Source organism: Vibrio ordalii ATCC 33509 (assembly GCA_000257205.1).
Classification (GTDB): Bacteria; Pseudomonadota; Gammaproteobacteria; order Enterobacterales; family Vibrionaceae; genus Vibrio; species Vibrio ordalii.
In genome coordinates this window covers 1-14,366 of record AEZC01000059.1, presented here as the reverse complement: position 1 = coordinate 14,366, position 14,366 = coordinate 1, and the positions used below count along the sequence as shown (strand labels likewise).

The 14,366-nt window shown below is 43.9% G+C and carries 7 protein-coding genes and 1 pseudogene; 4 read left to right on the top strand and 4 right to left on the bottom strand.

Annotated features, from left to right (window positions below):
* A partial coding sequence (locus VOR_RS18650) for a GMC family oxidoreductase N-terminal domain-containing protein (RefSeq protein ID WP_286118376.1) occupies positions 1-102 on the bottom strand: 102 nt, incomplete at its 3' end.
* Between VOR_RS18650 and VOR_RS17700 the strand changes: the two are divergent.
* Positions 78-4,397 (top strand): annotated as a pseudogene (locus tag VOR_RS17700) (type I secretion C-terminal target domain-containing protein); the annotation flags it as partial. The gene VOR_RS18650 and the pseudogene VOR_RS17700 sit on opposite strands and share 25 nt — an antisense overlap.
* 144 nt (positions 4,398-4,541) lie before the next feature.
* On the opposite strand, the gene VOR_RS0103905 reads toward VOR_RS17700, so the two are convergent.
* The 3 genes from VOR_RS0103905 to VOR_RS0103895 all read right to left on the bottom strand — a co-directional run bounded on the left by VOR_RS0103905 (position 4,542) and on the right by VOR_RS0103895 (position 7,737).
* On the bottom strand, positions 4,542-5,870 hold the full coding sequence (locus VOR_RS0103905; RefSeq protein WP_010318426.1) for an anaerobic C4-dicarboxylate transporter: 1,329 nt from the start codon (positions 5,868-5,870) through the stop codon (positions 4,542-4,544).
* A 280-nt stretch (positions 5,871-6,150) separates the two neighbouring features.
* A complete protein-coding gene (locus tag VOR_RS0103900) occupies positions 6,151-6,600 on the bottom strand; it encodes a GNAT family N-acetyltransferase (RefSeq protein WP_010318425.1) in 450 nt (149 codons plus the stop codon).
* Between the two features lie 42 nt (positions 6,601-6,642).
* The gene (locus VOR_RS0103895; protein ID WP_010318424.1) at positions 6,643-7,737 is read right to left on the bottom strand and encodes a response regulator; all 1,095 of its coding nucleotides are present in this window, start codon (positions 7,735-7,737) and stop codon (positions 6,643-6,645) included.
* A gap of 154 nt (positions 7,738-7,891) precedes the next feature.
* On the opposite strand from VOR_RS0103895, the gene VOR_RS0103890 reads away from it, so the two are divergent.
* From VOR_RS0103890 to VOR_RS0103880, 3 genes are all read left to right on the top strand, one after another.
* Positions 7,892-11,854, top strand: coding sequence for a response regulator (locus VOR_RS0103890; protein WP_010318423.1), 3,963 nt, complete (start codon positions 7,892-7,894; stop codon positions 11,852-11,854).
* 162 nt (positions 11,855-12,016) lie between these two features.
* Positions 12,017-13,753, top strand: coding sequence for a methyl-accepting chemotaxis protein (locus VOR_RS0103885; RefSeq protein ID WP_010318422.1), 1,737 nt, complete (start codon positions 12,017-12,019; stop codon positions 13,751-13,753).
* Positions 13,754-14,138: 385 nt separating this feature from the next.
* Positions 14,139-14,366, top strand: a 228-nt coding sequence (locus tag VOR_RS0103880) for a LysE family translocator (protein ID WP_010318421.1), incomplete at its 3' end; no start/stop codon positions are given.

The following is a 14,366-nucleotide window of genomic DNA, read 5'->3' as shown; positions in this document are numbered from 1 at the left end:
GTCAGCTAAAGCATGAGTCACAATTGTTAAGTTAGGGCGATGCTTAGCTTGGTCGAGATAGCCTCTCGCTGTACTAGAGCGACGACCTTGCGGATAATCCAGCTGACAGCTCTGAGTCGATCACCGTTTTACTGTCGAACATTCCAGATGGTGTCAAACTGTATGACAGCGTTGGTAGCGTGATTAACTTGGTATTTGTTGGTTACGATACTGCACAGCAACCTATTTATCAGGCGAATCTAACTTCAGCGCAGGTTGATTCAGGTATTCGAGTGGAGCCATCTCATTCATCGACCGAAAATATCAATATCAAAGTGACTACCATCGTTACTGAAAATGATGGACATACGCGTCAAATTGAGTCGGAAATTCGCATTAAAGTGGCACCGGTGATTGATGTTGTTGACAACTATCAATCACACTCGCTTGGGAACGAGGATAGCCGCATTAATATTCATTGGCAGCCAGAAGAGGAACAACATCTTGATGCTGATGAGTATTTTGCCTCTGTTACACTTTCTGGTTTCCCAGCAGGTAGCACTATTTACGTCGATGGTGTTGTCACGGCCTTAGATAGTGACGGCAAGCTCATTTTGATCCCCGCACTGGGACAGAGCGATCAAGATTTTTCAGCGCAAGTGCTGACAACGGGTTACGTTCAAGTTCAGCCACCAGAGCACTCCAGTACTGATTTTACCTTGAGCACTGAGATTGTGGTTAAAGAACAAGACAACGAATACGTCGATGCAATCAATTCTGGTGAAGGTATTGCTTCGAACGTCATTCATGGCTCTGTTGATGTCACGGTAAGGCCGATAGTTGAAGCTGATGGACAGCTGCGTGTTGAAGAGAACGGCGCAGTCATAAACAAGGTTGTCGCGGATGCCTCTGGTGCTATCTACTTTACGATTAATGATGCGGCCGGCGGCGAGCCTAATGCGAACGTTATACGCTTTGATAATGCAGACACTCAATCGACAGAAGGTTACCAATCATTAGAAGTGGTTGACCAACTGGTGGTGCGTTTTAGCAATATGACGCCACAGGTACTTGATCAACTACTGATTACTGGTGCAATTAATAATGGGGATGGTTCATGGACCATTGTTGATGAGCAGAATTTCAGTGTAAAAGCGCCGAATGGCCTGACATTGAGTAGTGGTAACGATCCTGATGGTGATGGTTATAACGACATCACTGTGACCATTTTTGCCCAAGTGTATGACCAAGGGGAAGATAGCTCTGAAGCCAAAGTGGTTCAACAAGTGCAATCAGAGCTCACCTTACAATTTCCGCTCACTGCTACGGGCAACAACACGGTAGCGGCTGACATTACTTTAGTTGGCAATGCGGATGATATTGTATTAGGCATCGAAGATAACGCCATTAATTTAGGTCAGCAAATTCAAGATAAATTGATGGTGAACGCTTCAGGTTTTGATGGTGTAGAAGATGAGCTCAGTATTGTCATCGCGCAAAGTGTATTGCCAGTTGGCGCAAGTTTATCTGGTGGTCATTTTGATTTCGTTGATGGCTTATATGTGTACAAAGGTACCGTGAATACCGATGGCTAGATTTCAGGGTTAGAAAATCTGCATCTGCCCGAAGATTACGCTGGCGACTTTAATTTGCCGATCACTTTTGTGACGACAGATACGGCTTCTGGTGACGAAAAAACCCTCAGTACGCAAATCCCGGTGGCAGTTTCTCCGGTGGCCGATGTTCCCGGAACGCATCAACCGCAAGATGATAACATTAACCCTAAAGCGACATTGACTGTGGAAGGTTCGCTTGGGTTAGATGCAAATCATCAGCCGACTTCAAGCTCGTCCGACGTTCCGACCAATGACGGCATAGGGTATGAAGATGGTATTATTCATCTTTCGCTCGACATTGACCTTGCTGATATTCGCAATAGCGCCACGGAAGGGCAAGAGGTGCTGAGCGAAGTCACCTTAACCCTGCAAGGAACCAATATCGGAACCTTTGTTGATGCGCAAGGCCATGATCTCGGTACCAGTATCACTTTTAGTCAGTCTCAGCTACCTGCGGCATTAGACAATGTTTATTTCAAACCCGCACCCAATTATCCGACTGGCGATGATGATAATACCGTCAACATTACTGTGGCGGGGAAAGTGACCGATATCACGCAATTTGATGATACCAATGCCAATGCGTTGGGAGTAGTCAATACCGATGCCGATAAACCATTTACCACACAAGTAAGTTTTGATGTGACGCCAGTGGTAGACGACGTCATTATTTCCAGCGGTGGCAGCAGCAATATTGAAGTGAGCGGTTTGGAAGATGAGTGGATTGTCCTTTCTAAACCGGGTTCCGAATTTACCGTTGATCTGACCGATACAGATGGCTCTGAGGTATTTGTGTCGATCAAGCTTACTGGGGTGCCGACGGATTTTGTCGTGAGTTCTCTCTCTTCTGACTATACCGTGAAAAATAATGGTGGTGGTGAGTGGAGCATTCAGATTAACAACCCAGCACAAACCTCGATCAATTTATCCGATATTGCGATGAAACCTGCGAAGAACTTTAGTGGCGAAGTGGAAATCGGCATCAAGGTCTTTACCCAAGAATCCTTGCTTGGTGTGCCTGTAGAGCATAACGGCAGCTTTAGATTGGATATTACGCCCGTTGGGGATGTAGTGGACGTTGAACCTGTTGAGCAAACGAGTGGCGATGAAGGCGTTGACATTGAAATTGATATCAACGCGCAAATTATCGATAAAGCCGATTCGATTGCAGCCGGTGCTAACCATAGTGAAAACTCGCCAGAAACGTTGCGAATTGAAGTTTCCTGGGTGCCAGATGGAGCAAGTATTGCATTGCCTAATGGCACGCTGGGGACTTACATCGGTGGTGGCGTATGGCTGTTGAATGCCGATGTACAAAGCTTAGATAAACTGATTTTTAATTCTGGTGATTGGCATAAGGACACTTGGGCGGGAGATCTGACGATTAAAGTGCAGTCGGTCGATACAGGGCTGGACGGTACTGAACATTTGGGACCTGCGCGTGAGTTTACTGTTTCAGTTGATGTTCAGGCGGTCAATGATGCGCCCACCATTGATACTGCTACGGTCACCACAACGATTGATGAAGAGGCGGGGCAAAAAGTTACCGGCTTGAGTGTGAGTGATGTTGATTACGCTGGATCACATACTAACGACATCATGACGGTAACTTTGAGCGTGAGCGAAGGTCTGCTCAGTGCCGTGATCCCCGCGTTAAGTTCTGTCACGCAGAGCACCAATTTGGCTGGAGAATTTGTCCTACAAGGCACGTTATCGGATATCAACGCACTACTCAATAGCAGCGATCCCGCCAGTGGTGTTTTTGTTGATGCCACCGCGATTGGCAGTGACCAGATTGATCTGACAATTAAAGCCAATGATGGTGGTATCTATGCCGACAATGTTTCTGGTATGGCGTTAGAAGAGACAGAAACCGTCAGTATTGCGGTGACGCCTAAAGCCAATACGCCGATATTAACCCTTGATCCGAGCTTTAATTATATGAAGCAGACCTATGTTAGCCAAAGTGTCAGCGCTCAAGGTATTGCATTGCTGGGATTAATCGCGGCATTAACGGATAGCCATGAAGTGTTGTCATTGGAGATCGACAGTCTGCCAAGTGGCGCTGCGCTTTCTAGTAGCTCGGGTAGCGTGACTGAGCAAAACGGGGTGTGGATTGTCTCCGCTGATGCTATCGACGGATTACAGGTTAGCGGGCTCGATTTAGGGCAACACACTCTGTCGGTAGCGGCTATCTCAACAGAAACGGATGGTAGCCGTGCAGCCTCTGCATCAATTGATATTGCAATTGAAGTATTGCCTGACGGTAGCACGATTGATCAATCAACGAACGGGGATGATGCGCAATTGCTCGCCGGTAATGTTGGAGCGCAGTTGCTAGGAGGCAGTGGTCATGATCACCTTGAAGGTGGCTATGGTGATGACTCCTTAGTGGGTGGTGGCGGAAATGATACCTTGATTGGCGGGCTTGGTGCCGACATCTTAACCGGGGGAAGTGGCGCTGACATATTTAAATGGACGCTCGATACTGTTGACGAGAAAACTGACACTATCACTGATTTCAACGCAGGTGAAGGTGATGTGATAGATCTCACTGATGTTGTGGCCGATTTACATTTGCCTATGGATCAACTGCTCACTTCATTACAAGCTTCTAACCAGATAGAAGCGAAAGTAATAGCCAACACGACGGATGTGGAATTGGATATCATAACAGACAATAACGTGCACCAAACCATTGTGGTCCAAAATCTCGCTAGCCAATTTAATTTTGATGGTATGGCATCGATTGATATTGTCAGCACCTTATTGGACAACAATATTATCAAACATGACTTTTAAATAGAGAAAAGGGCCGTTAAATAAAGAGAAAGTGCACCCAACGGCTTCAGGCTCAGTTGGGTGCACTTTTATTTAGCAGTAAACACATATTTAGCAGCAAACACACCCCCGCACTGATCAGTTTGGGGTGTGTTTTATAGTGGGTTAACCAATGACGATTTGGCTCAGAACATAACCTAAACAGCACGCACTCACTACGCCAATTAAACCGACAGCCATGAATGAGTGGTTAAAGTAGTACTTACCAATTTTGGTGGTTCCTGTGGTATCAAAGTTGACCGTCGCAATGTCTGACGGATAGTTCGGAATAAAGAAGTAGCCGTACAATGCAGGCATTAAGCCCACCAGTAGCGCAGGTTCTAAACCTAGCCCGAGGCCTACAGGTAACATCATCACCGCCACTGCGGCTTGAGAGTTCACTACAACCGAAACAATGAATAATGCCAGTGCGAAGGTCCAATGATGGTCGGTAACCATCTCAACAATGCCTGATTTAAACTGCGGCATTGCGTATTGGAAATAGGTATCCGACATCCAAGCAATACCGAAGATGGCAATCGCCGCCACCATACCCGATTTGAATACCACACCGTTTGGTACATCACGTGGGTCGGTTTTGGTTGCCAGTAAAATGATACCGCCAAAGCAGAGCATCATCATCTGGATAACCACCGCCATACTGATCGGTTTACTGCCTTCAACAATAGTGCGTGTTTCTGGCACCATCGCTAGCACGACAATCGTTAATATTGCACCAACGAAAATCAGCACAGAATTACGTGCTGCTACTGGCAAAGTTTCATTCAGCGTTGTGGCGGTTGTGTTTAGGATTTTCTCTTTCCACACCGGATCTTGCAGACGTTCTTGATACTCAGGATCATCATCTAGTTCTTTCCCACGGCGTAAGCTGTACAAAGACATCAACAGCGTTCCGAACAAGGTCGCAGGTACAGTAACGAGTAAAATAGAAAGTAAGGTGATCTCGTGCTGAATATTCGACAACTGAGCAAGGTAGTAAACAACAGCGGCAGAGATAGGCGAGGCGGTAATCGCGATTTGCGAAGCAACAGAAGACGCAGCCATTGGCCGCTCCGGACGGATGCCATTTTTTAAGGCTACGTCGCCGATGATCGGCATGATGGAATACACCGCGTGGCCAGTACCCAGCATAAACGTCATTGCGTAAGTGACAAACGGTGCAATTAAAGTGACATTTTTCGGGTTCTTACGCAGTAAGCGTTCAGCCACTTGCAGCATGTATTTCAATCCGCCAGCGGCTTCGAGTATCGAAGCACAGGTGACAACGGCAAGAATGATCAACATGACGGTGATCGGTGGTGATGTGGGTGGCATTTTGAAGACAAAAACTTCAATGACCAAGCCAATACCAGAAACCACACCAAGGCCAATGCCACCGTAGCGTGAGCCTATATAGAGCATTAATAGCAGGAATAAAAATTCCAAATACAACATATCTGTTTCCTATCCAAAGGTGTTAATGAAAATATTGTCTATTGTAACGATAAAAAAAGCTGAAACCTTGTTCACACAACCATTTAGCCTATAAATGAAACCACATTAATCAGAGATTGCTCACGAATTTTATTCAATAAGTAATCAATATGAATAAATAAATGTAACCATTTTGTTGTGCTATAGGGGGGCTGGCGTTAATGATGATGCTTATTTTCTCCTCGCGTAGGCTGTTTGCCTACCGCCAACCTTAATTTAAGATAGCATAAAGGGTACTAAGCTATTGGCCTTTGGGCGTTGGAATGAAATGCATATGAGAAAACTCATCGTCCATTTGATAGTGCGTAAACCCAAATCGCTGATACAAAGCACCGACGGGGCTACCTTGCAAATAACAGAGCTTACATGGGTATTGAGTCAGATTGGCTTGGTTGACGACCAGTTGTAACACTTGGCTACCCACCCCTCTATTTTGAAAATCTGGCAGAATAAAAAAGCGCGAGAAATAGAGATTTTCATGCTTGCTCTGCAGTAAATAAGTGCCTATTGGTTGGCCATCGGCGCAGATGATGGTTGGTAGACCAGAGTGCCATTCTTGGCGATGCAGTACTTGTTGCAACTCTTCATCCCAGCCAAATATCGCCGTAATACCATCCATTTCTGCGACTTTTTTTAGATCAAAAGCAAATTGATAATCGCTGTCACTTGCGGGGCGAAAGGTTACCTTCATACGCTTATCTTTTTGTTTAATAATACGTTGCTTACCAAGATATCAATCGTCGTCGTATTCATGTGCAATTGAGATAAAACGTTCTTCTATCGCCAAGAAAGCATCAATGACTTCTGGGTCAAAGTGGCGTCCTTTTCCTTCTAAAAGAATGGTTTTTGCATTGTCATGAGGCATTGCTTCTTTATAGATACGCCGGCAAATCAGTGCATCATATACATCAGCAACAGCCATTAAGCGTGCACTGAGAGGGATAGCATCACCTCGTAAGCCCTTAGGATAGCCAGAACCATCCCATTTCTCATGGTGTCCATAGGCGATCTCTTTCGCCATATCGATAAGGTCATTTTTCGCGCCTGACATCTTTTCTGCTTTTTCTAGCGCACGTAGACCTAAGCTGGCATGGCCTTTCATGACCTCAAATTCATCACTGTCCAGTTTTCCAGGTTTTAATAGTATGTTGTCGGCAATACCGACTTTACCAATATCGTGTAAGGGCGCAGCTTTAAAATAGGTATCAATAACATTTGGCGTTAGTTTTTGTTGATACTTTGGCAGTTTAGCCATTTGTTCGGCCAACGCTTTCACATAATGTTGTGTTCGCAGGATATGGTTACCCGTATCCGGGTCTCTGGTTTCAGCAAGGCTGGCGAGTGCATACACGACCGCGTCTTGCATTTTATCCAACTCATTTGAACGTTTGATCACCTCTTTTTCCAAGTAGCCATTTTGGTTCTTAAGTATGTCTTTTGAGATCTTGTTTTGCAGGTGAGTATCTACTCTGGCTCTTAGCAATGGTACGCTTACGGGTTTGTATACATAGTCAACCGCACCTAACTCAAACCCTAGTTTTTGATCTTCAGGGTTATCTTTTGCGGTCAGAAAAATTACAGGAATATCTTGGGTGTTAGGATTTGCCATGATCTTTTGTATCACTTCAAAGCCTGACATTTCTGGCATCACAATATCGAGTAGCACCAAATCAATGGGAAATTTTTCTAAAATATTAAGGGCCATCGCTCCCGATTTCGCCGCTTTGATATGATACAGGCTTGCTAACCCTTGTGACATAAACGCAAGGTTATCTGGCGAATCGTCAACGATTAACACGGTACAATTGTCTAATTTCTCGCTGGGCATGAGTCTTTCCTAATAAAAACTAACAATTGAGCTGCGAAAGGTGGATTTGTGTCTAAACTTACTTGTAACTATAGCTAAGCTTATCTGTAGTGCAGTGAGAAAATTATTAAATTATTAAATTATTAAATTATTAAATTATTAGAAGGCGCTTCACATGCGATCCATCCGAACTCTATTCACCGTTTTATTTATCGCAATGGGGTTATGCTCTATTGCGATGTTTAGCATCACGGGTAAAGTAGCGGCTCTGAGAACGGAGAGTCGGCAACTTAACGATGAACTTTACCAATTCTATCGTCTGTCACAAGAGTTGAAGCAGAGTTCGGATCATCTGACTAAGTTTGCTCGCGCTTACGCATCGACTGGTGATGAAAAATGGCTCAATCTTTTTAATTATGTACTCAATGTCAGAAATGGCTCTGCGCCTTTGCCGAAAGGTAATGAGTATGAGTTTTGGGACGTGGTTGCGCAAAACGATCACCTCGTTCGTTCATTAGGTGGTGACCCAACCCCCCCTTCTTTGCTTGATAGAATGCGACTTTCAGGGATTGAATCGATAGAGTTCTTGGAACTCAAAAACGCGCTTATGTTGTCTGATTCATTGGTGTCACTCGAAAGAGAAGCCTTCATGGCTATTAAAGGATGGAAAAAGAATAGCCAAGGCGAATTTTCCGATACGGGGGAGCCGGATCTCGATTTGGCACGCTCGCTTCTTTATGGACAGCAATATTTCGCTGAAAAAGCAAAAATCATGCAGGCGATAGGCTCTGCACATCAATCGATCATGCAACGCATGGAGCAAAATATTCAGAGTGCTGACAGCGAAGCGCTGCACTATGAATGGATAAGTTTAGTGCTCGTATTAACCTTGCTCAGTGTGATTATTATTTCTTTTATTTTGTTATGGCGTCTTTACATCAATCCGTTAAGTCAACTACTGCAAACGGTTGTGACTCAAGTCAAACGCGAAGATTACGCTTTTACGATCACTCAAACTGCCTATGCAGAGCTGCAACATTTTATCGACAGTTTGAATGTGGTGTTTCATCACATCGCTGATCAGCTTAGCCAAAATACCTTGCTTAAAGATTTCAATATCATCCTGCGCAAAAACGATTCTACGGACCGTTTATGTAATGAAGTTACACAATTTTTGCTGCATCAATTTCCTTTGGAAATGGTTGGCATGTACATCTATCAAGAGGGCGTATTAAAGCGAGTTGCTGGTGTGGGTTATGGTGAGAACTCGGCCAGACAATACACCGATCCATCATCGACGCAGCTCAGCGTGCTGCTCAGTGGCCAGCCCTATGCGATGAAAGCACTCGATGGCAACTGTCACATTGAATTTAACGGTGGCAAGTTAGCCATTAACGAAGTGTATTATTTACCCTTACATGTCAATCAGTACCCGGTAGCCTTGTTAGAGCTAGGAACGATCGGGTCGTTGTCGAGTTTACAATTTCAGTGGTTATCGCAAATGTTGGATGACCTATCGGTTAGTATTCAACTAAGCCAAAATGTTGAAATTCAACGCCGAGCCGAGCAGAAAGTACTCGAACAATCTCAACTCAATCAAGAGATCCTCGACGCGACGCCGAACCCCATGTATTGCTTATCGGCTTCCGGTGCGTATCTCACTATTAACGCTAAGTTTATGGACTTAGTTGGCCTGTCGGCTGAGCAAATTATCGGTAAATCGCCGCAAGATATCTTTCAAAATGAAACAGCGGCCATTTTTGCCAAAGTACATAAAAGGCTCGGAGAGGAGCAATCTTCGCAAGATTACGAGTTGTCTCTCTATGACGCTTCGCACCACAAAAGAGAGATGTTGGTTTATGAAGCTTCTTTCCAAAATAACCGTGGTGAAGTCTCTGGGATTGTTGGCATTTTGCTTGATTTAACTGATCGCAAGCAGATGGAGGAGCAATTAAGAGAAGCTAAAGAGACCGCAGATGCGATGAGCCAAGCCAAAGGCGATTTCCTTGCGAACATGAGCCACGAGATCCGTACACCAATGAATGCCATTTTAGGTATGGCCCATCTAGCGCTCAATACCGAGCTCAATCCTACGCAACAAAAATACATTTCACGGATTAATGAATCGGCGAAGAACTTGCTTGGCATCATTAACGACATTTTGGATTTTTCCAAAATAGAGGCGGGCAAGCTGAATGTTGAGCACATTGATTTTAGCCTTGACGAGGTATTGGATAACCTCACCACCTTGATTTCGCTAAAAGCCCAAGAGAAAAACATCGAGTTTTTATTAGACATCGACCCACATATTCCTGTGGGCTTGGTGGGCGACCCACTGCGTTTAGGGCAAGTCCTTGTTAACTTATGTGGCAATGCGGTGAAATTTACCGAACAAGGGGAGATCATCGTTTCGGTGCGAGTCGTGGGGCAAAACGACGCTAACGTCACACTGAAGTTTACTGTTTATGATACGGGTATTGGTATCGCTGAATCTAACATTGGCACATTATTCTCTGCTTTTTCTCAAGCAGATAATAGCATTACTCGCCAATATGGAGGCACAGGCTTAGGGCTTAGCATCAGTAAACAGCTAGTCGGATTGATGGGTGGCGACATTCAAGTACGCAGTGAAGAAGGGTCAGGATCCACCTTTGAATTCACGATTGAGTGTGGGTTGCAAGAAGCCAAAATGCGCGATATTGCCAAGCCATTAATTGCTCTTGCAGGTAAGCGAGCATTAGTGGTTGATGACAATGATTCGGCACGTAATATTTTAATGACGTTGCTCAATGCGATGCATTTTGAAGCGAAGTCAGTCAGTAACGGTTTTGAGGCGCTAGATGAAATTCGCAATACGCATTTTGATATGATGTTTATTGATTGGAATATGCCGGGCATGAACGGTATAGAGTTGCTACAAAGAATGAAATCATTGGGGGATTTTGATAACACCAAACGATTCCTCGTCACGGCTTATGGGCGAGAAATCTCCTTGGTGGGAGAAAACAGTAAATTGGTTGATGCTTTGATTGTGAAACCAGTGAACCCATCAAATCTCCTTGATGCCATTATGGACAGCTACGGAATTGAACAATTAAGGAAAATCCATGAGCATCTTGATTATGATATAAGGCCATCATTTATGGGGCAAAAAGTGCTGTTAGTAGAAGATAACGTAGTAAATCAAGAAGTGGCGCTAGGTTTATTGGAAAGCACCCAATTGAGTATTGTTGTTGCCAACAATGGGCAAGAGGCATTGACAAAATTGCAGCAAGAGGCCTTTGATTTAGTGCTAATGGACATGCAAATGCCGATTATGGATGGCATCAGTGCAACCAAAGAAATACGTCAATATGAGAAATGGAAAGCGCTACCGATTGTCGCAATGACCGCCAACGCGATGTCTTCAGATGTCGAGCACTGCTTAAATGCAGGTATGAATGATCATGTGGCGAAACCAATTGATGTACAGCGCTTGTACCACGTACTACGCAAATATTTAAAGGCGGATGAAACCACTCCAGTACCCTCTACGGTATTACCGAATCAAGTGAAACCGAGCACTGGCTACCCAGAATTGACCGGTATTGATGTGGAGCAAGCGATTTTCCGAATTTGTGGCAATGCGCAGCGATACTTTGAAATATTGGATCACTTCCTTGCCAGCCAGCAGCAAGAAATAGCCACATTCCCTAAATTGATTGATAAGGGGCTGTGGGAAGAGGCAGAGCGAGTGATGCATACCCTAAAAGGCTCCGCGGCTAATCTAGGAATTGAGCCTATTGCGCAGCTAGCCAACGAGATGGAAGGGGTAGTACAGCGACATAAGCAACCCGCCATTCAAGATCTCAATACGGTATCAAAGTTGATGTCTACTTTGTTGGATGAGCTAAGAAATTGGGAGCAGACACAATCACACCCGCAGCAAGAGCACGGTGATATTGCATTGCTCTACCAACAATTAGTGCAATGTGTTGAAAACTACGATGCTGATGCGATTCATATGATCCACCAAGTTAAACAATGCAATTTATGGTCTGATGAGCAAAAGAAAAGTTTGATGCATGCGATTGAAGATTTTGATTTTGAAGCGGCTAAAGAGGTGTTGGCTCAGTTGCCAGTACCGACTGAAAAATAAGTTGAAGTATGATAGTACTTAAAATTGATGCAATTGATGGAATAGATGCAATAATTGTGGCGTAAAATTCGACACTTTGGCCATTCTCATCCTATGCTAAAAGCAATAATAACAATGAACAAACAAAAATAATTTCGTTGATAAATGAAGAAGGATACTTTTATGAATATCAACAACACCATGAAGCTCGTGTTTGCCGTGATCGGCATTGGTATTGTCATCAGTGTTGTGACGGTATTACAGCTCAATGGGCTAATGCAACAAGTTGATCATATGGATCAAGTTCGTTACCAATCTTATCAAGCGGCCGATGAGCTTCGTCAAAGCTCTGATGACTTAACTCGGTTAGGCCGAACTTACGTGGTCAGTGGCGATGAAAAATACGAAAAAATGTACATGGATATTCTTGATATTCGTAACGGTAAAAAACCTCGTCCACAAAATTATCACACGATTTATTGGGATCTTGTGCTGCAATATGGACAAAAACCTAAAGCAGACGGTAAAAATATCTCTCTTAATCAAATGATGACTGATCTTGGTTTTAGTCAGCAAGAGTTTAATTTTCTCAAAGAAGCTCAAGCCAATTCAGATGGCTTGGTGAACATGGAAGTTAAAGCGATGAATGCTGTTAAGGGCCTTTACCCTGATAGCAATGGCAACTATACGGTTAGAAAAGAACCAGACCGTAATATGGCGATATCTCTATTACATAGTAATGAATACCACCAAGAGAAAGCCAAAATTATGGCCCCGATCGATAAATTCTTTATTGAATTAGAAAATCGAACCAATAAGCAATTCATGGATGCGGCGCAGAAAGTAAAAAGTACGGTATTGGTTGGAAATATCTCATTACTCAGTGTTTTTGCTATCGCTATTATCGGTTATGTGATGGTGAACCGGAAAGTGGTAAAACCGATTGATACCATGGCTAAATTGCTACAACAAGTAGACAAAAATTCTGATTTGACTTTGCGAGTTGACGACAACAGCCACAACGAATTGGGTATAATCGGTGGCACTATCAATAAAGTGCTTGGTAGTTATGCCACCACCATTAGCAAAATAAATCAAGTAAACCACACTATTTCTACTATCTCTGAAACCATCAGTGACGTCACTAAACAAAACGTTAAAGTGGCGAATCAGCAAAATCAAGAGCTTGAAATGGCAGCAACGGCGATGGAAGAGATGACATCGGCGCTTTCTAGTGTTGCTGAAAGCACGACTATGGCAGAAAAATATGCAGGCAGTGCGGAAAAAGAAGCCAGTACCAGTAAACAAGTCTTTGATAAAACAACTCATGAATTTGGTGATTTAGAGGGTGAATTTACCAAAACATCTGAGATCATTCAGCAACTTGCGAATGAGTCTAATAACGTTGGTAATGTACTTGATGTGATTAAAGCGATTGCTGAACAAACCAACCTACTTGCATTGAACGCGGCGATAGAGGCCGCTCGTGCGGGTGAGCAAGGTCGCGGTTTTGCGGTGGTAGCGGATGAAGTACGCTCACTTGCCCAACGAACTCAACAATCGACGGGTGAGATTGAAAGTATGATTTCGATGTTGCAGGAAAAAGCAGAACAATCGACCAAAACGATCCGAGTGAGTGCTGATAAAATGCAGTCAACACGTGCCAATATGTCGGTGGCGAACGAAGCGCTTGGTACCATCCAAGGATCGGCAATTGAAATTCACAAATTGAATACGTCGATATCGGCCGCAACAGAAGAACAACTGTCCGTGAGTGATGAAATTTCTAGTAACCTTAGCAACATTAAAGCCCTTTCGGGTGATATGAGTGTTGCTATCAATCAACTCGGTCCAGTTGTTGTTGATTTACAACGTAATGTCGATGAATTAAGTAGTGCGATTAAGTACATTCGCACTTAAATTTAATATCCTTCCCTTGCTATTTTCTTAGGCTCTCTATAAGGAGAGCCTTTTATTTGGCCAAAATTTTTTTTAGAATGATGTTCGATGAGTTGTTATGGCAATACTGCAAGGCGTTAGGCTTTCTCCACTTTTTGGGGCACAAGGTAACCGCGATAGGTTAAAGCTCTTATTCCTAGTGTCCTTTCCTAAATATCGTTCTGGCGGTTAGTATACGTTGAAGCAAAATAAGATATCTCTATTCAAGTTGAGCTCCGTTTATTGGGGAGTATAGCGACTTGCCTGAAAGGTCGAGCCGTTAGGTTGTATAATATTCAGGTAGCATTATACGAGCCAGTCCGTTATCGTCATTACTTTGAATTGCTGAAATAACAGCGAGAAATCCATGACATTCACCGTTTGGTTATCACTATTTACCATTTGTATTTTAGGCGCGATGTCGCCAGGGCCGAGCTTGGCAATGGTGGCCAAGCACAGCCTCGCTGGTGGGCGTAAAAATGGGTTGGCAACGGTGTGGGCGCACGCATTTGGTATTGGTGTTTATGCCTTCATTACCTTGATTGGCCTAGCGGTTGTACTGTATCAATCCCCCTTGCTGTTTAAGACAGTGGGC